The organism is Butyricimonas sp. BSD2780061689_150309_C8 (genome assembly GCF_015560935.1).
Lineage (GTDB): Bacteria > Bacteroidota > Bacteroidia > Bacteroidales > Marinifilaceae > Butyricimonas > Butyricimonas paravirosa.
The window spans coordinates 108,288-129,887 of the sequence record NZ_JADMSV010000003.1; the positions used below are offsets into that span (position 1 = coordinate 108,288).

At 45.0% G+C, this 21,600-nt stretch carries 18 protein-coding genes and 3 riboswitches; of the genes, 11 read left to right on the top strand and 7 right to left on the bottom strand.

Translation table 11 applies throughout. The features are described from left to right. Positions 1-154: 154 nt before the first annotated feature. From ruvB to I2I33_RS04915, 3 genes are all read right to left on the bottom strand, one after another. Positions 155-1,180, bottom strand: a complete 1,026-nt coding sequence (ruvB, locus tag I2I33_RS04905; protein WP_087419606.1) for a Holliday junction branch migration DNA helicase RuvB — start codon at positions 1,178-1,180, stop codon at positions 155-157. Between the two features lie 162 nt (positions 1,181-1,342). Further along, positions 1,343-1,777: a nucleoside deaminase gene (locus tag I2I33_RS04910; protein WP_087419605.1), complete on the bottom strand. Its 435-nt coding sequence runs from the start codon at positions 1,775-1,777 to the stop codon at positions 1,343-1,345. A 5-nt stretch (positions 1,778-1,782) separates the two neighbouring features. Next, positions 1,783-3,213 (bottom strand): tetratricopeptide repeat protein, encoded by a 1,431-nt coding sequence (locus I2I33_RS04915; protein ID WP_087419604.1) that lies wholly within the window; start codon positions 3,211-3,213, stop codon positions 1,783-1,785. Between the two features lie 486 nt (positions 3,214-3,699). Here I2I33_RS04915 and I2I33_RS04920 point away from each other — a divergent pair, with 486 nt between their 5' ends. The 10 genes from I2I33_RS04920 (at position 3,700) to I2I33_RS04965 (ending at position 15,701) form a co-directional block, all read left to right on the top strand. Further along, a complete protein-coding gene (locus tag I2I33_RS04920) occupies positions 3,700-4,893 on the top strand; it encodes a phosphoglycerate kinase (RefSeq protein ID WP_087419603.1) in 1,194 nt (397 codons plus the stop codon). A gap of 220 nt (positions 4,894-5,113) precedes the next feature. Next, a riboswitch (cobalamin riboswitch) is annotated at positions 5,114-5,317 on the top strand. A 354-nt stretch (positions 5,318-5,671) separates the two neighbouring features. Beyond that, positions 5,672-7,135: a 4-hydroxyphenylacetate 3-hydroxylase family protein gene (locus I2I33_RS04925; RefSeq protein ID WP_087419602.1), complete on the top strand. Its 1,464-nt coding sequence runs from the start codon at positions 5,672-5,674 to the stop codon at positions 7,133-7,135. Continuing rightward, on the top strand, positions 7,113-7,442 hold the full coding sequence (locus I2I33_RS04930) for a NifU family protein (RefSeq protein ID WP_087419601.1): 330 nt from the start codon (positions 7,113-7,115) through the stop codon (positions 7,440-7,442). Before I2I33_RS04925 ends, I2I33_RS04930 begins: the two co-directional genes overlap by 23 nt. Further along, positions 7,442-8,752, top strand: coding sequence for an acetyl-CoA hydrolase/transferase family protein (locus I2I33_RS04935; protein WP_087419600.1), 1,311 nt, complete (start codon positions 7,442-7,444; stop codon positions 8,750-8,752). The genes I2I33_RS04930 and I2I33_RS04935 overlap by 1 nt, the downstream gene beginning before the upstream one ends. Before the next feature lie 12 nt (positions 8,753-8,764). Further along, positions 8,765-9,880 carry a 4-hydroxybutyrate dehydrogenase gene (locus tag I2I33_RS04940; protein WP_087419599.1) on the top strand — a complete coding sequence of 372 codons (1,116 nt, stop codon included), beginning with the start codon at positions 8,765-8,767 and terminating at the stop codon, positions 9,878-9,880. A 7-nt stretch (positions 9,881-9,887) separates the two neighbouring features. Then, positions 9,888-11,243: an aldehyde dehydrogenase family protein gene (locus I2I33_RS04945; RefSeq protein WP_087419598.1), complete on the top strand. Its 1,356-nt coding sequence runs from the start codon at positions 9,888-9,890 to the stop codon at positions 11,241-11,243. Between the two features lie 107 nt (positions 11,244-11,350). Further along, positions 11,351-11,944 carry a MarC family protein gene (locus I2I33_RS04950; RefSeq protein ID WP_027200273.1) on the top strand — a complete coding sequence of 198 codons (594 nt, stop codon included), beginning with the start codon at positions 11,351-11,353 and terminating at the stop codon, positions 11,942-11,944. Between the two features lie 96 nt (positions 11,945-12,040). Beyond that, positions 12,041-12,223, top strand: a riboswitch (cobalamin riboswitch). Positions 12,224-12,358: 135 nt separating this feature from the next. Next, positions 12,359-14,566: an anaerobic ribonucleoside triphosphate reductase gene (locus tag I2I33_RS04955; protein ID WP_087419597.1), complete on the top strand. Its 2,208-nt coding sequence runs from the start codon at positions 12,359-12,361 to the stop codon at positions 14,564-14,566. Continuing rightward, complete coding sequence (gene nrdG, locus I2I33_RS04960) at positions 14,559-15,077, top strand: anaerobic ribonucleoside-triphosphate reductase activating protein (protein ID WP_087419596.1); 519 nt, start codon at positions 14,559-14,561, stop codon at positions 15,075-15,077. Before I2I33_RS04955 ends, nrdG begins: the two co-directional genes overlap by 8 nt. A gap of 15 nt (positions 15,078-15,092) precedes the next feature. Next, positions 15,093-15,701, top strand: a complete 609-nt coding sequence (locus I2I33_RS04965; protein ID WP_087419595.1) for a DUF2284 domain-containing protein — start codon at positions 15,093-15,095, stop codon at positions 15,699-15,701. Here the strand turns inward: I2I33_RS04965 and I2I33_RS04970 are convergent. Genes I2I33_RS04970 through I2I33_RS04980 form a run of 3 tightly spaced genes read right to left on the bottom strand, consistent with a single transcriptional unit; the run spans position 15,656 to position 19,229 of the window. Further along, a complete protein-coding gene (locus I2I33_RS04970) occupies positions 15,656-16,177 on the bottom strand; it encodes an acetyl-CoA carboxylase biotin carboxyl carrier protein subunit (protein WP_087419594.1) in 522 nt (173 codons plus the stop codon). The genes I2I33_RS04965 and I2I33_RS04970 overlap by 46 nt on opposite strands. A gap of 9 nt (positions 16,178-16,186) precedes the next feature. Then, complete coding sequence (locus I2I33_RS04975; protein ID WP_087419593.1) at positions 16,187-17,671, bottom strand: acetyl/propionyl/methylcrotonyl-CoA carboxylase subunit alpha; 1,485 nt, start codon at positions 17,669-17,671, stop codon at positions 16,187-16,189. Between the two features lie 16 nt (positions 17,672-17,687). Further along, a complete protein-coding gene (locus I2I33_RS04980; RefSeq protein WP_087419592.1) occupies positions 17,688-19,229 on the bottom strand; it encodes an acyl-CoA carboxylase subunit beta in 1,542 nt (513 codons plus the stop codon). A 118-nt stretch (positions 19,230-19,347) separates the two neighbouring features. Next, a riboswitch (cobalamin riboswitch) is annotated at positions 19,348-19,531 on the bottom strand. A gap of 173 nt (positions 19,532-19,704) precedes the next feature. On the opposite strand from I2I33_RS04980, the gene I2I33_RS04985 reads away from it, so the two are divergent. Beyond that, entirely contained in the window at positions 19,705-20,523 is an 819-nt protein-coding gene (locus I2I33_RS04985) for a GIN domain-containing protein (RefSeq protein ID WP_087419591.1), read from the top strand. Between the two features lie 70 nt (positions 20,524-20,593). Here the strand turns inward: I2I33_RS04985 and I2I33_RS04990 are convergent, their stop codons facing one another. Next, positions 20,594-21,598 (bottom strand): hypothetical protein, encoded by a 1,005-nt coding sequence (locus I2I33_RS04990; RefSeq protein WP_087419590.1) that lies wholly within the window; start codon positions 21,596-21,598, stop codon positions 20,594-20,596. Positions 21,599-21,600 lie beyond the last annotated feature (2 nt).

A 21,600-nucleotide genomic window follows, 5' to 3' on the forward strand; every position in this document is an offset into this window, starting at 1 on the left:
CACAAATATAACTCATTGATCCTCTTCAAAATTTTATCCGTTCCGCAAATTAAACAAGTCAAAACCCCGCTTTCACCCATTTTTAACATTAATAAAACTTTTGAATTTATCATTTTATCCAACACTTCCCGCTTTCCCAATCCTCCGGAATTAGCTAGAATAACGTGGCTTGCCAGTCATCCGTTCGCCGATTCTTCTGTAGATGCTTGTAAGCCAAATCTGTCACTTCACGTCCCCGGGGGGTTCTTTTCAGAAAACCTTCCTTGATCAAGAACGGCTCGTAAACCTCTTCCAAGGTTCCCGGGTCCTCGCTGACCGCAGTTGCAATCGTGGTCAAACCGACAGGCCCCCCCTTGAACTTATCAATAATCGTCAACAGAATTTTATTATCCATATCATCCAGCCCGAACTTATCAATATTCAAAGCCTCCAGCGCGAAGGTCGTGATCTCAAGATCAACCACCCCGTTTCCCTTCACCATGGCAAAATCCCGTACCCGACGCAACAAGGCATTAGCGATACGAGGAGTCCCGCGACTTCTGGACGCGATCTCTTTCGAGGCCTGACTCGTGATCTTTGTTCTTAAAATAGCCGCCGAGCGCTCCACGATCCCCGTCAGCACGTCGAGATCATAATATTCCAAGTGACTATTGATACCGAAACGCGCCCTCAACGGGGCTGTCAGTAAGCCGCTACGCGTGGTCGCCCCAATCAGCGTGAAAGGACTCAATTGGATCTGCACGGATCGGGCAGCCGGCCCTTTATCTATCATAATATCAATCTTGAAATCCTCCATCGCCGAGTAAAGATACTCTTCCACGATCGGGCTTAACCGGTGAATCTCGTCAATAAACAACACATCATTCGGCTCCAGATTAGTTAACAACCCCGCTAAATCACCCGGTTTATCCAACACCGGACCGGAAGTAATCTTAATCCCGACTCCCAACTCGTTAGCAATAATAGCCGACAACGTTGTCTTTCCCAATCCGGGAGGGCCGTGCAACAGAACGTGATCCAGAGATTCACCCCGCATCTTCGCCGCCTCCACGAAGACTTCCAGATTATCCACGATCTTCTTTTGCCCTTGAAAATCACTAAAACTCAACGGACGCAAAGCCTTCTCCAGCTCTTTCTCACTATCTGGCACATTCCCGGTCCTTATATCAAAATTACCCATGTACTATTTTATTAATAACAATCTATTCAATTCGTAAATGTACAACAAAACAATTGAAAATTGAAAATGAAAAGATAAAAGTTTAAAGTCTAACGTGAGATCAAGAGTATGGATTTTGTGGGTGGAAATCACATAATCACAAATCATAAATCAACAAATTAATCACCTTTTTCTGGCAAAGAAATTTTTTACCAATTCTCCACATTCATCCTCTAAAACTCCGGTAACCACGTTTGTCTTCGGGTGTAACACGGACGGAGAAAGCCGGGCATACCCCCGATGCGGGTCGGCAGCCCCGTACACCAATTCTCCCAATTGAGCCCAAGCAAGCGCACCACCACACATGACGCATGGTTCTAACGTGACATACAGGGTACAATCATTTAAATATTTTCCTCCCAATAAAGAAGTCGCGGACGTGATGGCAAGCATCTCCGCATGTGCCGTCACATCATTCAAACGCTCGGTTTGATTATGGGCCCGGGCGATTACCCGACCTTTACAAACGACTACTGCCCCAACCGGGATTTCCCCTTCTTCTTCAGCCAAGCGGGCTTCTTCCAACGCTTTCCGCATGAATATCTCGTGCTTATCCATAAATACTATTTTCTCTTTTTATACTCTCTTTCTTTTCCCCACGAAACCCAGGTATATATCAAGGCCGAAACGATCAGTCCCACGGTCACAAGTAATGCCAGCACCAACCACCAATTGGCAGACTCCTGTTTCCGGTTCATCTCTTCGATCTCCCGTAGAAATTTTTGATTCTTGTATTTTTTCAACACCTGACGATAACGCCCGTTATCATAAAAGGAATCGTACAACTCCAAAACCGAATCCCGTCGATGCAAGACGTCACAAAACGCCTGCCGATTCTCCATATCCTCGTGATATTCGCTCAGCAATTCCAACACCCGGGCCTGAGCTAATTGACTCTCTGGGGATTCTGCTTTTTTATAACTAATACCTTCCAGATACGCAACAGCCTCATCCTTTTCCCCCATCTCCCACAAACAACGCCCATACCTTAAATAATTCATGAACATCACACCGGGAACCTTCAATTGATTTTCCCGAGCATATATCTCGTAAAAGTCAATCGCACTTTTTAACGCTATCAAAGCCGAGTCCCGAAGTCCCTCCTGGATAAAAGATTCGGCAACACGAGTAAGCAACACGTTACGCATTCCACCTCGTTTTTCATTCACCAACCCGCCCCTCAATATCTCCCGAGCCTTTTCGTGATACCCCAACCCGGAATAAGCCTCGGCTACCTGAATTCCGTAACGTCCAAGCCTACTTGAATCCGGCAATTCCTTTAAAACCTCTTCATACCAAAGTAACGCCTCCTCATGCCTTCCCAACTTTTTCAGGCTTGCCGCCATCTGCTCGTAAAAAGGTTTCACCTTATCCCGGAATCTTGATCGTCGTAAAAGGCGATAGGCCTCCTCGTAACAAGCATATTGTTCTTCATATTCTTGCAAGACCCCGTATAAAGTTGCTTTCAAGCGATAAGCCTCGATCTCCCCCTCCGTATCTGAAAGTCCCCGATACAACGACAATGCCTGATCCACGGCTTTAAAAGCCCGGTCTATATCGATCGATTTAAAAAAACAAGCTCCCAAGTAATAGAATTTAGCCTCTTCCTCCCGGGTAAATACCACCTTAGAAGGCACCCGGCTGATAAAACGAATGGCCTCTTCCACACAACTATCCCGCAAAATCAAAGAACCGTAAAGCCGGGTTAATTCCAGCGCCACTAAATTCTTCACGTCCCGCGGGGCAATCCGGTAGGCCTCCCGTAAGTAAATCCGAGCCTGTTGCATCTGCTCCACCCTAGTGGAATAACAACTTCCCGCAGTCAACAATACTTTCGAACGAAAAAAATTAGGTAACCCCATAGACACCTTTACCAAAGAATCAAACGCAGGCGATAACATCACAGAGTTCTCCAACTCCCTGCACAATTCTGCTGTTTTCGCTTTCTCATTTTTCCGACAAGAAGACAACAAAAACAAAATTGTTATCCCCATGCATATTATGATTACAACTCGTCTCATTCCTGCTAATTTCGTTCTGCCACACCTATATTAATAACTTACATCTTATCGGGTACGTTTTTACAAGAGGTAAAAATCCATATTTTCCATGAAGGTTACAAATTTTCTCCCACATTTTTTCTTTTCACATACACGATAATAAACCCGATCAACACTTGAGAACAGGTTTTATATCCCACCTATCGAACAGATACCCCCCCCACACAAGGCATATCCACCACACTCAATTGGATAAAGACGATTCAACTCGTCTATATCTCAGCTTTATGTCGGCTATATCCCATAAACTGGAGATTATAACAATTAATCAAAGATTAAAACACGTGAATATCTGCAAACTTGTTCTTGCTAGTTGGTTTTACACGCGAAATTCCTTTCTGCATATTTTTTGGTTTAAATAATTTTATCCTTACCTTTATCTTTTGATTAAGTAATTTACTCATTAAAATAACAATTGCTATGCAGACAATTGATAATTACAACTTTAAAAACAAGAAGGCGCTTATCCGCGTAGACTTCAACGTACCTTTAAATGAAAAGTTCGAGATCACGGACGACACCCGTATGCGGGCAGCCGTTCCCACGATCAAGAAAGTGTTGGCGGGAGGAGGTTCCGTAATATTGATGTCTCATCTCGGACGCCCGAAAAACGGACCGGAAGACAAATTCTCATTAAAACATATCCAGAAACACCTGGAAGAACTGTTAGGTGTACCCGTGAAGTTCGCCGATGACTGCATCGGGGAAAGTGCAGTAAAAGCTGCAGCAGACCTGAAACCGGGAGAAGTTCTCCTGTTGGAAAACCTTCGATTCTACAAAGAAGAAGAAAAAGGAGACGAGAATTTCGCTCAAAAACTGGCATCTTTAGCCGACGTTTGGATCAACGATGCCTTCGGGACAGCCCACCGGGCTCACGCATCCACCGCTGTTATCGCCAAATTTTTCCCGAATGACAAACTATTCGGATACGTCATGCAAGGAGAATTGGAAAGCGTGGATAAAGTAATGCACAACCCCACCCGCCCGTTCATGGCCATCATGGGAGGCTCCAAAGTTTCATCCAAAATCGATATTATCATGAACCTCATGGACAAGGTGGATAACCTCATCTTGGGGGGTGGAATGACTTACACGTTCAAAAAAGCACTGGGCGGTCATGTCGGCAATTCCATCTGCGAGGAAGACAAACTCGACCTGGCTCTTGAAATCATGAAACTAGCCAAAGAAAAAGGTGTAAATCTTGTATTGGCAACCGACACTGTCGCTGCCGACGCTTTCGACAATAACGCCAACACCCAGATCGTTCCATCCATGGAAATTCCCGATGGATGGGAAGGCTTGGACGTCGGCCCGGAAAGTATCGCGGCCTTCACCAAAGTCATCGAACAATCCAAAACAATCCTTTGGAATGGCCCCGTGGGAGTATTCGAAATGCCTAAATTTGCCGTGGGAACCAAAGCCATCGCTGATGCCATCGTGAAAGCCACTGCAAACGGCGCCTTCTCCTTAATCGGGGGTGGCGACTCTGTTGCCGCCATCAACCAATTCGGCTTGGCCGACAAGGTTAGCTACGTATCCACCGGAGGTGGTGCCCTGCTCGAATACATCGAGGGGAAAGAGTTACCGGGAATCACGGCTATTCGAGGAAAATAAACTTCACCAAACATCATAATCGTGACCGGAGCAAATTCCGGTCACTTTTCTTATATAGAAAATTTCTTCTTTGAGACTTTACCACCATTAAATCATTATTACCTATTCTCTCGAATTTCTACACGTCTCCATCAAGACCTCATTAACAAATTAACGGACTAAGCTTTTTTACATCCATTAAAAAATTACAGAAAAAAAGTAGGAATACAATTATATTTATATACCTTTGTGACGTCATGGTGATCTCTTCCCCCTGCAAGGGAAAAGATTGAATAGGGAATCCGGTGAAAATCCGGGACTGTGCCCTCAGCTGTAAGTTCTTAAAAAGGTTTTCGCATTCTAATGGTCACTTTTTCAACAAGAAAAGGGAAGGCCGCGAATTCCGGAACAAGTCAGAAGACCTGCCTGACAAAATATAAATCCGTTACTCTGGGGATTTGGGGTAAAGGAGATGTGCGAAGTTATTCATAAAAATAAAATTGTGTTGACGTCCCCCGGGATGGAACATTATGAACAAAGGAGCATTACAGCGTGAGTATATTTATACTGACGTAATTAATTCTTTTTCAACGAGAAAAAGAAAATGTTTCTCTATGATGGCAACGAGAGACAGCGAATGTTACCCCTTCAACGGCAAACATACGCCTCGATCCTCTGTATCCTTTCCCTTCTCACTTTCTTCCCTTCAAATTCTCCCTTGTAACAGACAGCAAACGGCTTTTATTTACTGCAATTTTTCTTTATTCAAAATATTACAACTAATAAAATATCAAAGATCATGATGACAAAAGAACAGTACATTGAGAGTCTCAGGAAACTAAACCTGAAGGTCTATTTCATGGGAGAACTAATCAGCAACCCCGTAGATCACCCGATGATCCGCCCGTCCATGAATTCAGTGGCCATGACTTATGAATTGGCTGAAAAAGATGAGTACAAGACGCTCATGACGGCAAAATCCAATCTTACCGGAAAAACAGTTAATCGTTTCTGCCACCTGCATCAAAGCACCGAAGACTTGATCAACAAGGTAAAGATGCAACGTTTAGTCGGACAGAAAACCGGGGCTTGTTTCCAACGCTGCGTTGGAATGGACGCCTTCAACGCCATTTACTCCACCACTTACGAAATTGACCAAGCTCATGGAACGGAATACCACAAACGTTTCATAGAGTACTTGAAATATGTACAAGACAACGATCTCACTGTCGACGGGGCTATGACCGATCCGAAAGGAGACCGGGGTCTTTCTCCATCACAACAAGAAGATCCGGACCTATATCTTCGCATCAAGGAAGTACGCCCGGACGGGATTATCGTTCGCGGGGCCAAAGCTCACCAAACCGGGGCAGTCAATTCCCACGAACACTTGATTATGCCGACCGTAGCCATGAAAGAATCCGATAAAGACTACGCTGTTTCATTTGCCGTGCCTTCTGACGCGGAAGGCGTACTCATGATCTACGGACGCCAGTCCTGCGATACCCGCAAAATGGAAAAAGATGCGGATCTCGACTTGGGAAATTCACAATTCGGTGGACATGAAGCTCTCGTGATATTTGACGATGTATTCGTCCCCAACGAGCGAATTTTCATGTGCAAAGAATACGAATTTGCAGGCATGATGGTAGAGCGTTTTGCCGGTTATCACAGACAATCCTACGGGGGATGTAAAGTCGGTGTAGGGGATGTACTTATCGGTGCTGCCGCTCTCGCCGCAGACTACAATGGAGTACCTAAAGCCAACCATATCAAGGACAAGCTCATCGAAATGATGCACCTCAACGAAACCCTTTACTCGTGCGGAATCGCCTGCTCGGCAGAAGGAGAACCCACGTTGGCGGGCAACTACCAGATCAATTTGCTACTTGCCAATGTCTGCAAACAGAACGTGACTCGTTTCCCGTATGAAATTGCCAGACTCGCGGAAGATATTGCCGGGGGATTAATGGTAACCATGCCTTCAGCCCAAGATTTAAGAGACCCGTATATCGGTGGATATGTAAAAAAATACCTGCAAGGAGCCACGGGGACTGACACTGAAAACCGGATGCGTATTCTTCGCCTGATCGAGAACATCACGCTCGGGACCGCGGCGGTAGGCTACCGCACGGAATCCATGCACGGAGCCGGCTCCCCACAAGCACAACGAATCATGATTGCCCGGCAAGGAAACCTCGAAAACAAGAAAGAATTAGCAAAACAAATTGCCCGGATCGATGAAAGTAAGAACCGGAAATAATCAAGACCCCACGACTCTGTGGAAGCACCTGGAGGAGATCATAAAAACACACATTCGCCCTCTCCTCCAGGACCACGGGGGGGATATTGTTATTCGGGAAATCCGCAAGAAAGACGTGCGGGTTGCTCTACTCGGCAACTGCAAGGGATGCCCTGCCGCACAAATCACGATTGAACAGACCGTGCAACGCATTCTCTCGGAACAAATGGGAAACAAGATCGGGAAAGTCATTCTGGTGAACGAAATAGATCCCGGTATATTAGACTTTGCTCGTCAGATTCTCAACCGCAATAAAATAGATAGATGATGAACTGGAAAGAACTTTATACACAAAAACTAACCACAGCCGAGAAAGCAATCAAGGCCATCCGGAACAACGACCGGGTTGTCTTTGCCCATGCAGCAGGTGTTCCTCAGGAAATCACCAAAGCTCTCGTGGCACACAAAGACGATTTCCATAACGTGGAAATATACCATATGCTATGCCTTGGCGATGGAGCTTATACTCAACAGGAAATGTTATCCCACTTCCGGCATAATACCAATTTCGTGGGAGGAAACACCCGACAAGCCGTGAATGAAGACCGTGCAGACTTCATTCCTTGTTTCTTTCACGAATTACCACACTTTTTCCGCAACGGGACTCTACCTATTGACGTGGCAATCGTTCATCTCAGCACACCGGACGAAGAAGGTTATTGTAGTTTCGGAGTTTCTTCCGACTACACGAAACCCGCGGCTCATGCCGCACGCATGGTAATTGCCGAAGTGAACGACCGGATGCCTCATGTCGGAGGTGATAACCACATACACGTTTCCGAACTGGAATATATCGTGGAAACCTCCAACCCCTTGTTTGAAATACCCCTGCCTAAAATCGGGGAAACGGAACAAGCTATCGGTCGGTACTGTGCAGAACTCATCGAGGATGGCTCCACCCTGCAGCTGGGAATAGGAGCTATCCCCGATGCCGTCCTGCAATGCCTGCAAGACAAAAAAGATCTGGGTATTCACACGGAAATGTTCTCTGACGGGGTAATCGATCTGGTCCAAAAAGGAGTCATCAACGGAAAATGTAAAACCCTCCATCCGGGGAAACTGGTTGCCACCTTCCTCATGGGAAGCCAACGCCTATACGATTTTGTTGATAACAATCCCGATGTAGCCCTCTTTCCCGTGGACTATGTAAACGATCCTTACATCATTTGCCAGAATCGTCAATTAATATCCATCAACTCTTGTATCGAGATCGATCTTTCCGGACAAGTTTGTTCCGAAACCATCGGCCCGAAACAATTCAGCGGAACGGGAGGCCAAGTCGATTACATCCGGGGAGCAGCCCTCTCCGAAGGCGGTAAATCCATCCTGGCCATGCCTTCCACGGCAGCCCGGGGGAAGGTTTCCCGTATAGTTCCGTATCTAGCAGCAGGAGCAGCCGTCACGACCTCACGAAACGAGGTGGATTATATTGTCACGGAGTACGGAATCGCTCACCTCAAAGGAAAAACTTTACGCCAACGAGCCGAGAACCTAATCCGGATAGCTCATCCCGATTTCAGAGAATCGCTCACGGAAGAATTCTTTCGTCGTTTCCCGTTAGCACTAAAAACAATATAAAATGAAATAATCATGCAATTATTCAAATTAAAAACCCGTTTAAGTGAATTCGACTCTTTTGCAGACTTTGCCAAAGAATTCAATCTCGCGAAAGAAGATTTAATCATCACGAACGAATTCCTATACAATCCATACATGCGTGGTCTTAACCTTCCTTGCCGTTTCATCATGCAAGAACAATACGGAATGGGAGAGCCGTCCGACGAGATGATCAACCATATTCTCGCAGATATTCAACTAGAAAATTATACCCGTGTGATAGCCGTAGGGGGAGGAACCGTCATTGACATCTCTAAACTATTTACTCTGCGTGGCATCGTTAATGCAACGGATGCTTTCGAACGCAAAATACCCATTGAAAAAGCCCGTCAATTGGTGATCCTCCCCACTACCTGCGGCACCGGTAGCGAAGTAACCAATATTTCGATCGCCGAGATTAAATCCCGCCACACGAAAATGGGTTTGGCCGACGACGCCCTACTAGCAGATGATGCCGTGTTAATCCCGGAACTGGTACGGGGACTTCCCTACAAGTTTTTCGTGTGCAGTTCCATCGATGCCCTCATCCATGCCGTTGAATCATACGTTTCCCCGAAATCAAATCCCTACACCCAGATATTCTGTCGAGCAGCCATTGAAAGCATCATTGACGTTTTCAAACACATTGCCGCACAAGGACCGGAATATCGCCTAGAGCGCCTGAGAGAAATGCTGATTGCTAGCAATTATGCCGGTATTGCATTCGGAAACACCGGAGTGGGTGCCGTACACGCACTATCTTACCCGCTCGGGGGAAACTATCACGTACCCCACGGGGAAGCTAATTACCAGTTCTTCACGGAAGTATTCAAATTCTATTACAAGAAAAAACCTTTCGGGAACATCACGGAAGTTAACGCGTTACTCGCACACCTCCTGGGAACCGACACGGAACACGTGTATGAAGAACTCGATTACCTATTGGGTAAATTGTTATCCAAAAACCCACTCCACACCTATGGTATGAAACCCGAAGAAATTGATGGGTTCACCGACAACGTACTTCAAACACAACAACGCCTGCTGGCTAACAACCACGTGGAATTAACAAGAGAAGAAATAAAAGAAATCTATTCAACCCTATATTAAAAATATCATGGAAATAAAAGAAATGGTAGAAAGAGCCCGCAAAGCTCAAGTTATTTATGATGAACGATTCGACCAAGAAAGAGTCGATCAAGTCATTAAAGCTGCCGCCCGCACAATTTTTGACCATGCAGAAGAACTGGCACGACTTACGATTGATGAAACCCAAATGGGTGTTTACGAAGACAAAGTAGCCAAAAACAGGAATAAATCCAAGGGAGTATGGTACAACCTGAAAGGAAAAAAATCCATGGGAATCCTAAGTATTGACGAGAGAACGAATCTTATCGAAATAGCTAAACCTATTGGCGTGGTAGCCGGAATTACTCCGATGACAAATCCCGTAGTTACCCCGATGTCTAAAATTATCTTTGCATTAAAAACAAAGAATGCTATCATCATAGCCCCTCACCCGAAAGCAAAACAATGTTCTAGTGCAGCCGTGAAACTTATTATCGAGGCTATTGCCCCGTTTGAAGTTCCGGAAGGTCTAGTTCAGGTGATCGAGGAACCCACGATCGAAAAGACTTGCGAACTTATGGAAGCTTGTGATGTCGTGGTTGCCACGGGAGGAATGCCCATGGTAAAATCAGCTTACTCATCGGGCAAACCCTCTTTCGGTGTCGGTGCAGGTAACGTACAGGTTATCCTAGATCGATTTATTGATTTCGATGTAGCGGCAGAAAAAGTCATCACCGGTCGCTCCTTTGACAACGGCATCATCTGTTCCGGGGAACAGAGTTTCATTTATCACAAAGATGACAAACAGGAAGTTATGGACGCTTTCCGCCGTCATGGGGCATACATCGTGTCTGAAGAAGATCGAGACAAAGTAGTTAATGCACTTTTTGAAGACGGGCATATTTGCAGGGATATTGTCGGACAATCCGTTCAGACAATCGCAAGCAAAGCCGGCATCTTCGTACCGGGTAACACCCGAGTCCTCGTGGTAGAAGCTCACGGAATAGGACGTGACGACCTCATCTGCAAAGAAAAAATGTGTCCCGTCATGGCTGCATTCGCTTATGACAACTTTGATGAAGCGATAAAAATCGCCAAAACAAATCTGTTCATGGAAGGAAACGGACACACGGCCGGAATCCACTCCAACAATCAGGCAAACATCATCAAGGCTGGAACAGAACTCTCCGTATCACGCCTGATCGTGAATGCCCCGTGTGCTACCACGGCCGGAGGTTCCATACAAAACGGGCTCCCCGTGACCAACACCCTCGGGTGCGGAAGTTGGGGGAACAACTCGATTTCCGAAAACTTCACCTATAAACACCTATTAAATATCACACGCATCGCCCCGTTATCCGCACGGATACACGTACCCTCCGATGCCGAAATATGGGAATTATAAAAAATAATCGTAAATTTGCGGGACTACAAGTGACAGTACACCTCTTTAACGTTGGTTTCATAAATACGTACAGCACTTGTAACCCGCAAATTTCATGTTATACGAATATGGACTTCAGTATCAATATAAAAGAAATATTCACCGCCTTTATGGTACTTTTCGCCGTGATCGACATCACGGGATCAACTCCTATTATTATCGGGTTGAATGATGCAGGAAAAAAAGTCAGTGCCGAAAAAGCCGCAGGAATATCTCTCGTTATATTTATAGCATTTCTTTTCGCAGGAGACGGATTATTGAAATTATTCAACATCGACATTTCCTCTTTTGCCCTTGCCGGGGCATTAGTGCTTTTCGTACTCGCCATAGAAATGACCTTTAGTATCGAGATTTTCAGAAATGATGGCCCGGAAGGTTCGGCAACAATCGTACCTGTTATCTTTCCGCTTATCGCGGGAGCCGGGGCATTAGCAACCACGCTGACACTTAAAGCTGAATGTAGCGTTTTTAGTATTATCATTGCCATTCTTCTTAACATGACGGTCGTCTATATTGTTCTACGCAATGTCTATTTAGTAGAACGGGTTCTCGGGAAAGGCGGCGTTTACATTCTACGAAAATTCTTTGGCATCATTCTACTTGCCATGTCTGTAAAAATTTTCGCATCCAATTTAAACACTCTGCTGGCATCACTATCTTAGATCAAAAAATTCTTTTTGGAAAACTTTTTGAAAAAATCAAACAAGAAAGTTTTCCAAAAAAGATATTTTTTCTCTCACCAATAGAAAAATTATTTATACATTTGTCTAGATTTTGGTTCCTTCAACAAGGATTAAAAGGGAATCAGGTGAAAATCCTGAACAGTCCCGCTGCTGTAAGTTTCACTGAATCGTTCAAGCATCACATTGCCACTGTTTTCCAACGGGAAGGCGCTTGACCGGGAACAAGTCAGAAGACCTGCCAAGACCAGAGGTTTCAAAGGCTTTCGAGGAAAAAGCCGGGAACGCAGGTATTTCAAACATACTTACATCCCGTTTTTAATCATAAAGTCATCTCAAACCAAAACAAAATTAAAATTCATGTAATTGTAACTAAACTAAAGGAATAAGAAAGACATGATTCAGACAGTTGTAAAAAGGGATGGCCGGGTTGTCGGCTTTAATGAAGAAAAAATTATCGCGGCCATTCGTCGGGCAATGCTCCACACGGCACAGGGAGAGGATATGGAATTGGCATCCACCATTGCCGACCGGGTCGCTTACCGCGGGGCAGAACAGATGACCGTGGAAGAAATACAAGACAATGTAGAGATCGAACTCATGAAAAGCCGCAGAAAAGATGTGGCACAACTATATATCGCTTATCGAAACCAGCGGAGCGTTGCACGTAAAGCAAAAACGAGAGATATTTTTCTGGAAATTATCGAAACAAAATCCAACGACATTACCCGGGAAAACGCGAATATGAACGCGGACACCCCGGCAGGGATGATGATGAAATTTTCCAGTGAAACTACCAAGCCTTTTGTTGACGACTACTTGTTAACCGAAGAAGTGAAAACCGCAGTTCGCCAAGGCTACTTGCATATTCACGACAAAGACTATTACCCCACGAAAAGCCTTACCTGTGTGCAACACCCGTTGGATAAGATTCTGAGAAACGGATTCTTTGCCGGACACGGGGAATCACGTCCTGCCAAACGTATCGAAACAGCCAGCATCCTAGGGTGTATCTCTCTGGAAACCGCCCAAAACGAGATGCACGGGGGACAGGCGATTCCCGCTTTTGACTTTTACCTGGCTCCCTATGTACGTTCCAGTTTCGTGGAAGAAGTCAAAGTATTGGAAGAATTAAACGGAGAAAACTATAACCATCTTTATCACATCGAAATTCAAGACTATATTCCCCGGGAATTATCAGGTTTGACCGGAGAACAACGAGTTTTACAACACGCCATCAACCGCACGGTAAACCGGGTACATCAATCCATGGAGGCTTTTATCCACAACATGAATACCATCCACAGCCGAGGAGGTAATCAGGTTGTTTTCAGCTCCATCAACTACGGTACAGACACTTCTGCCGAAGGACGTTGTGTCATCCGTGAATTATTGCGTTCCACCTACCGGGGAGTGGGTAACGAAGCCACGGCTATTTTCCCGATTCAAATCTGGAAAAAGAAAAAAGGAGTAAACTACCTTCCGGAAGACCCGAATTATGATCTATACGAGTTCGCATGCAAGGTTTCCGCGCGTCGTTTTTTCCCGAATTTCATAAACTTGGATGCCACTTTCAACCAGCATGAACAATGGAGAGCTGATGATCCCGAACGATTCCGCTACGAAACAGCCACTATGGGATGTCGTACCCGCGTATTCGAAAATCGCTTCGGAGAAAAAACCTCTATCGGACGTGGTAACCTTTCTTTCTCCACGGTAAACATCGTACGACTTGCCATCGAATGTATGGAAATAAAGGACAAGACCACCCGGGTGGAAACATTCTTCTCAAAACTGGATGAAATACTCGACTTAACAGCTTTACAACTGCACCGACGTCTCGAATTCCAGAAAACAGCCCGGGTAAAGCAATTCCCGTTACTTATGTCTTCTCTCTGGCTGGGTAGTGAAAAACTGGGACCGGACGACACTATCGAGAACGTCATTAACCAAGGAACTCTCGGAATCGGCTTTATTGGCTTGGCCGAATGTCTAGTTGCTCTAACCGGTAAACATCATGGAGAAGACGACGATGCACAGAAACTCGGCCTACGCATCGTATCACACATCAGGGACAAGGCAAACGAGTACTCGGATAAATATCAACACAATTACAGCGTACTCGCCACTCCTGCCGAAGGACTCTCCGGAAAATTTACCGCAAAAGACAAGAAAAGTTTCGGCATCTTACCAGGAATCACGGATCGGGAATATTACACGAATTCCAATCACGTACCCGTGTATTATAAATGCAGCGCCCGCCATAAAGCCGAGGTTGAAGCACCTTATCACGACTTGACCCGGGGCGGCCATATCTTTTATGTCGAGATAGACGGGGATGCTACCCACAATCCAAGCACGATTATGTCAGTTGTCGATATGATGGACCGGTACAACATGGGGTATTGCTCCGTGAACCACAACCGGAATCGTTGCATGGACTGCGGTTTCGAGGATGCCTCCGCACATTTGGAAACCTGTCCGAAATGCGGAAGTACGAACATTGACCGCTTACAAAGAATTACCGGTTATCTGGTAGGTACCACTGACCGCTGGAATCACGCAAAACTAGCAGAACTAAACGACCGGGTAAGACATGACTAACACTATTACATTATTGGACATTATTGAAGACACCGTTGTTGACGGACCCGGATTCCGGGTGTCCGTCTATGCGGCGGGTTGTACTCATCATTGCCCGGGTTGCCATAACCCACAATCCTGGAACTTACGAAACGGCCATCCTGTTTCTTTGGATTATATTGTAGCGAAAATCACAAACAATCCTTTCTCCGACGTAACATTCAGTGGGGGAGATCCGCTATTTCAAGTAGAAGGATTCACACAATTGGCCAAACGACTGAAAATCATTACATCCAAAAATATCTGGTGCTACACGGGTTTCCGCTACGAGGAAATTATTAATTCCAGACGACTTTCCCAAATTCTACCTTACATAGATGTTTTAGTCGACGGACGATTTGATCCGGCCAAACGAAAGGAAGGTCTGCTCTTTCGAGGAAGTTCCAACCAAAGATTGATAAACGTTCCAGCCTCTCTTCATTCGGAAAAAGTAATTCTCTGGGAATATAACCCGTATCCCCAATACGTTTAATAAACCAGATAAAAAATGTATGAACTCACGCACCATATCGTCTCGCTCCCGACCTCGCAATACATTCAGGAGTATCGCAATCCGGAAAAATTTATTTCTTTCTGTCAGCAATGCGAACGCTATAACCGTTGCTGGGCCTGCCCTCCTTTCGAGTTTAACACGGACGAATACCTCTCCGGTTATCAACAAACGTACATTATCGGAACTAAAATAACATTCGAAACGGCAACCCGCAATTCCTGCACGACACTTGAACGGCACAAAACAATTTCCCTCCAAGCCATAGAATCTGCCCGGAAGATCATTGATCCTCGACTACTGACTCTTGAACATGAATATCCTGACAGCCGGGCCTTTTATGCAGGGACCTGTCACTTATGCCCCCTAAACTCGTGTACCCGGATAAACGGTTTTCCCTGTCTCCATCCTCAAGAAATACGCCCATCGCTTGAATCCGTGGGATTCGACATCGGCAAAACAGCCTCCGAACTTCTCCACATCGAATTACAATGGAGCAACGATGCCCGTTTACCGGAATACCTTACCCTTGTAAGTGGTCTTTTCACGAAAGAGAGTATCTACGCCCCGATTTCCACCAGAATCTCGTCTTTACTCACAGTTTGACCGGCAACCACGCATACCCGACGAACTCGTCCTTTTTGAGAAGCGATGATAACATTTTGCATCTTCATTGCCTCAAGCACGACTAGCGTATCTCCCTTATTAATCTCCTGCCCGACTTCTATCGATACATCCAAAATTTTTCCCGGCATAGGAGATTTAATAGTCATGTCGAAGACTTCACCCTGCCGACCTGCCAACAATCTTTTCCGTTTCAAAGAAAAAGGAGTTTCCACCGAAAACGTATAGGCCACCCCGTTAAGTAAAATCTCGTATTCATTCTGCCTGCGAGACACAATTTCCACCGGATAGCGAATCCCCTTGTACAGCAGGATCAAAAAACCATCAGCCTCTTCGACTAAATCAATACGCATATTTTGCCGTTTCAGACTAAACTCGTAATTATTTTTCACGGAGAACTCGTATGCCGTGTTACTGCCACTAAGGGCTATATATTTTGTTACGTCCTTGTTATCCATATCCGATCATTATAAATTTCTAATTCGTTTATTAAGCACCCAAGGATCAATACGGGTGTCGGGACCGACCTCCGGTGTATTCTCGTGAGTATATGTATATACCGCAAACAAAGCACCCAGCAACTCCTCGTGAGGCTCTCGCCAAACCGGAGAACTCAATCGACTCTCTATAAATGAAGTATCAAAATCACCATTACGGTAAGTCTCGTTATGAAGAACCGCTTTACAAAAAGGAATTGTCGTCCGGATTCCCTTTACATGGAATCTCTCCAAAGCAGAAAGCATTCGCTCGATAGCTTGTTCCCGAGTCTCCCCCGTAACGATCAATTTCGCCACCATTGAATCGAAAAAAGGAGTAATTTCCGAGCCGGGAGCAATTCCTGTTTCAATACGGATATGATTTCCCTGCGGCAAACGCAATCGCCGGATAACACCCATACTAGGAGCAAACCCAGCCTGTACATCCTCAGCATTAATCCGACATTCGATAGACCAGCCCGTGAGCCGAATTTGAGACTGACGGAGCGGTAACTTACGCCCTGCGGCAATATTAAATTGTAACTCCACCAGATCAAATCCAGTAATCTCCTCGGTAACCGGATGTTCCACCTGAATACGAGTATTCATCTCCATAAAATAAAAACGCTTTTGACGATCCAGCAAAAATTCCACGGTTCCCAGATTCTGATACCTCGCAGCTTTAGCCAAAGCAACAGCAGCCGTGGCCATCTTCTTCCGCAAACGATCATCAAGAGCCGGAGATGGGGCCTCTTCCATTAATTTTTGATGTTTCCGCTGAATGGAACACTCACGTTCACCCAGATGAACCACGTTCCCATAATTATCGGCAACAATCTGGAACTCGATATGTTTCGGACTTTCAAGATATTTTTCAATGAAAACAGAAGGATCATTAAAAGCTACTTGAGCCTCTGCCGCAGCTAACTTGTATAATTGAGCCAGTTCACTCTTCTTGCGTACAATACGCATCCCCCTTCCTCCTCCTCCAGAAACAGCCTTTATAATAACCGGATACCCTAGCCTATCCGCCGTCTCCCGAGCATCATCAACATCCCGAACGGCACCCTTGCTAGCACCCAGCATAGGCACGCCACGACGTTCTGCAATCTCCTTTGCCGCCACCTTATCACTCATCAGACGAATCACCTCCGGCGAGGGACCAATAAAAATAATCCCGTTCTCTCGACACCGTTCCGCCAATTCCGCATTCTCTGACAAATAACCATACCCCGGATGAAGAGACTCGATCTCATGTTCCCGGGCCAAATAAATCAAACGATCAATATCCAAAAATTCAGGCACATTCCCATCCGTTTCCGGGAAGTCAAGAACAATATCAACAGACGATAAATACACGGTCTCCGGCTCCTTCCGGGTACGAATGGCGTACGTCACGATTCCCATGCGTCTGGCAGTACGTGCAATCCGGATGGCAATCTCTCCCCGGTTTGCTATTAAAACTGATTTTATCATACTTTACATTTTACGTTTAAAGAGGAATATTTCCATGTTTGCGTCGTGGTAGACTTACTGATTTCTTTTCCAGAGATTTCAAAACTCGTATAACCTTTTGTCGGGTAACCGCCGGGTCTATCACCTCATCAATAAATCCCTTCTCGTTAGCGATATAAGGATTAGCCACCTCATCCCTATACTGCGCCAACAAATCTTTTTTCAAAGCTACCGGATCATCAGCAGCGGCAAATTCCTTATGATAAAGAATAGCAATAGCCCCTTCCGGTCCCATAACAGCAATCTCGGCTGTCGGCCATGCAAAATTATAATCTCCGCCAATTCCCTTACTGTTCATCACGATATAAGCACCCCCGTATGATTTACGCAAGACCACGGTAATCTTGGGAACCGTCGCCCGCGTGTAAGCATATAGGAGCTTGGCTCCGTGCCGGATAATTCCGGCATGTTCCTGATCGGCCCCCGGAAGGAAACCGGGAACGTCCTCCAAAGTAACAACCGGAATATTAAAACTATCACAGAAATTAATAAAACGAGCAGCTTTCACCGATGAATTCATATCCAAAGTACCCGCCATAACTTTGGGTTGATTCGCAATAATCCCGGTCACGAATCCCCCGAATCGGGCCAACCCAATAATGATATTGGGAGCGTAACTCTCCGCAATCTCCAAAAATTTTCCTTTATCTGTAATCAAACGGATAACATCCCTCACATCATAAGGCTTATCCGGATCTTCAGGAACAATATCCCGCAAACTCTCTTCTATCCGGTCAACCGGATCATCCGTCACCAGAAAAGGAGCGTTCTCGATATTATTGGAAGGCAGGTAAGATAATAACATCTTTACCCCCAATAACGTATTTTCATCATCATTAAAAACAAAATCCGCCACACCTGATTTCACGGCATGTACAGATGCACCTCCAAGTTCTTCGGGAGATATTGTTTCATTCAGTACCTGTTTCACCACGTTAGGTCCGGTCACGAACATATAACTGGTTGCTGCCGTCATAAAAATAAAATCAGTCAAGGCTGGAGAATAAACAGCCCCTCCGGCAGCCGGCCCCATAATAACTGAAATCTGAGGGATTACTCCGGAAGAGAGTACATTCCGTCGGAATATTCCCGCATACCCGGCCAAACTAGCCACCCCCTCTTGAATCCGGGCTCCTCCCGAATCAATCAATCCCACGACAGGCGATCCCGTTTTCAGAGCCATATCCTGTACTTTTATAATCTTGGCCGCATGCACGGAACCCAACGAACCACCCTGCACGTTAAAATCTTGCGAATAAGCAAAAACCTGACGCCCGTTCACCGTGCCGAATCCGGCAATCACCCCATCCCCGTATGAACGTACTGCTTTACCAAAAGAAGTCGCCGCAGAAGGTGAGTAAGCATCCACCTCTTCAAATGTCCCCTCATCGAAAAGAAATGTAATCCGTTCCCGAGCGGTAAGTTTTCCCCGGTTGTGTTGTTTGTCCTCATACTCCTTACCGTATTGCCGGGCTAAGGCATCTTGTCTTTCCAGAAATTTTTCAAACGATTTTCTCATACTAAATTAGTTTATACACTATTTAGCTCCACACGAAATAAAGGAAAGAAATAAGAAAAATACGCCCCAAGTATCTCAACCGGGTTGATAAGTCTGACCTTAGCTTCATTCCGCGAAAGCATTGTCAATCCGCAAAGGCAGGTATCCTGACTTTCACCATTTTGCCGTCCTTCCCATCCCCTGGACAGTGGACATTAGTGGCAAAACCCTTCTGGTGATTACAGTTGCGCGACAGTCCGTGATTCTCACACGGTTCCCTATTCTCCTCGTCAAAACGAGGCACCTGAGCAGTCTGATTACGTGTTGTAAAGAACTTTAATGGGAACAAATGTATAAAATATAATTGGTTTGATTCAATTTATCATCAGAAAAGTTCTTTCCATGCTTCTCCTCATTCTCCCTTTTTTTAGAAAATAACACCCATACCTGTAACTTTTCATTACCTTTAAGCGTCCCATCATAAAAACAGATTATTATGAAAAAAATATTGTTTGTCATTTTCGTTCTCTGCCTCTCGATAGTCGGAGCTTTCGCACAAGAGCAAATCACCGTTTCCCGATTCCAGGGACAAAAAATCACCGGAATCGAGGCTCACGGAATCTTCAGTATCACAACGAAACAAGGTAGCACCACCGGAGTCACCGTAAACATTCCGGCCCGACTCGAAAAACAACTCGTTCTGAAACTGGATTCCGATGGAAAATTACAAATCTATATCGAAGGAAAAATTACCACTAAAAATAAAAGAAATAATGACGACGACCATTTCACGGCAGAAGTTACCGTTACCAGCCTTGATAACGTGGAGTTAACCGGAGTCTGCAAATTGGAAACAATCGGGGATTTCACGACAGCCAAGCTAAAGGTGGACCTCTCCGGTGCCAGCAAAATGCTTGTAGGTGGAGACTTCCTAGCAAAAGAAAAACTTGACATAGAACTAAGTGGTGCCTCAAACCTCAAAGGACAAATGACCAGCCCCGAATCAACCTTCGACATTAGCGGGGCATCAAACCTCTCCCTTAAAGGTAACACCATACACTGCAAAATGGAAGTATCGGGAGCCTCAAAAGCAAACTTGGAAGACTTTCCGATAAACGAACTGAAAGCAGAAGTATCGGGAGCTGCAAAAGCTCATTTTCAAGTCAAAGAAAAAATCAGTCTACACACCTCCGGTGCCGCAAAAGCTACATACTCCGGCGATCCGATCATCCTCTCCCTGCACTCATCAGGAGCTTCGAACATTAACAAGATCTCCTCAAAACTCTTGGAGAACAAGAAAGAATACGAGAAATAGTTATTAGTCTAATATAAAATGGGGAAAACGAAAAATTGTTTTCCCCATTTGTATCAACAAAATACCTTTACTAATTGTTTGGCGCAGCCTTTAACAAACGAGGTATTGGTAATATATTTTTCTCTGCATTATTAATCGGAGAGAATGTCCAAGTATGCCATTCCTCATTTTCCAGCAAGCGATTACCTGCATAAAGACCAGAATATTCATATTCTTTCGATTCTAATACAGCCTCTCCACTCCCTAGCCAATAAGAAGGATAAACTACATACCATCCACCAATCCAATAATCTCCTCCTGAAATTACGTTAAAACCATCCATATTGACATCAGCCTCTTTCTGTTCATAAATACCATCCTTGAAATCTGCCTCTGTCAAATGTATTCCTTTCAACGTTCTATCCCCATATTCAAGATCTTCACTTTGAATTTCAATTCCATCACCATCAATATCGTAACCGAAACCCCTTATTGTCATTCCAAGATTACCATCAGATGCCACGATAATAAACAAACGCGGATCTTTTTTAGCAATATCCACGATCATATCATGTCCCGTAGGGGGATTTGCTTTTTCCCATCTATATCCCCAAGCACGAAAGAAAACATCACGATCTTCAGGATTTGACCAATTCTCCACTTCTCCGGTAATCCATTGTATGGCCAACATCGATTGATTCTCACCACTCCCAGTCCAGTTCGTAATATCCGATATTTTGAACCCATCCATCACCTGAATGTCCAAACTATCGGATGCAGTACCAAGTCTATTAAAAGCAGTCACCTTGATCCGAAAGGCCCCTTCCTTCACTGATGAGAACTCGAAAATAGTATCAGTAGATACTTCTTTCCCATCCACGAACCACTGCAAGCCTGCCTCTGTTGTATTAATGATATTCGCTCTCAATCTCACAGTTCTTCCCGGAAGGATAGCATCCTTCAAACTCAAATTCTGAACAGACACTTCCGGAGCCGTAAGCGGCTCTTCCCCATCATTCCCTCCATCATCACTACAGGAAATCCACATTCCCGCAAAACACAGAATAGTTAAAATGTATAATAGTTCTCTTCTCATGA

Coding starts and splice junctions, on each gene's coding strand:
- I2I33_RS04915 (WP_087419604.1), bottom strand. CDS start 3,213: ATGGGGATAACAATTTTGTTTTTGTTGTCTTCTTGTCGGAAAAATGAG.
- I2I33_RS04925 (WP_087419602.1), top strand. CDS start 5,672: ATGATGACAAAAGAACAGTACATTGAGAGTCTCAGGAAACTAAACCTG.
- I2I33_RS04930 (WP_087419601.1), top strand. CDS start 7,113: ATGAAAGTAAGAACCGGAAATAATCAAGACCCCACGACTCTGTGGAAG.
- I2I33_RS04910 (WP_087419605.1), bottom strand. CDS start 1,777: ATGGATAAGCACGAGATATTCATGCGGAAAGCGTTGGAAGAAGCCCGC.
- I2I33_RS04920 (WP_087419603.1), top strand. CDS start 3,700: ATGCAGACAATTGATAATTACAACTTTAAAAACAAGAAGGCGCTTATC.
- I2I33_RS04955 (WP_087419597.1), top strand. CDS start 12,359: ATGATTCAGACAGTTGTAAAAAGGGATGGCCGGGTTGTCGGCTTTAAT.
- I2I33_RS04985 (WP_087419591.1), top strand. CDS start 19,705: ATGAAAAAAATATTGTTTGTCATTTTCGTTCTCTGCCTCTCGATAGTC.
- I2I33_RS04945 (WP_087419598.1), top strand. CDS start 9,888: ATGGAAATAAAAGAAATGGTAGAAAGAGCCCGCAAAGCTCAAGTTATT.
- I2I33_RS04940 (WP_087419599.1), top strand. CDS start 8,765: ATGCAATTATTCAAATTAAAAACCCGTTTAAGTGAATTCGACTCTTTT.
- I2I33_RS04970 (WP_087419594.1), bottom strand. CDS start 16,177: ATGGATAACAAGGACGTAACAAAATATATAGCCCTTAGTGGCAGTAAC.
- nrdG (WP_087419596.1), top strand. CDS start 14,559: ATGACTAACACTATTACATTATTGGACATTATTGAAGACACCGTTGTT.
- I2I33_RS04975 (WP_087419593.1), bottom strand. CDS start 17,671: ATGATAAAATCAGTTTTAATAGCAAACCGGGGAGAGATTGCCATCCGG.
- I2I33_RS04950 (WP_027200273.1), top strand. CDS start 11,351: ATGGACTTCAGTATCAATATAAAAGAAATATTCACCGCCTTTATGGTA.
- I2I33_RS04980 (WP_087419592.1), bottom strand. CDS start 19,229: ATGAGAAAATCGTTTGAAAAATTTCTGGAAAGACAAGATGCCTTAGCC.
- I2I33_RS04990 (WP_087419590.1), bottom strand. CDS start 21,598: ATGAGAAGAGAACTATTATACATTTTAACTATTCTGTGTTTTGCGGGA.
- ruvB (WP_087419606.1), bottom strand. CDS start 1,180: ATGGGTAATTTTGATATAAGGACCGGGAATGTGCCAGATAGTGAGAAA.
- I2I33_RS04935 (WP_087419600.1), top strand. CDS start 7,442: ATGAACTGGAAAGAACTTTATACACAAAAACTAACCACAGCCGAGAAA.
- I2I33_RS04965 (WP_087419595.1), top strand. CDS start 15,093: ATGTATGAACTCACGCACCATATCGTCTCGCTCCCGACCTCGCAATAC.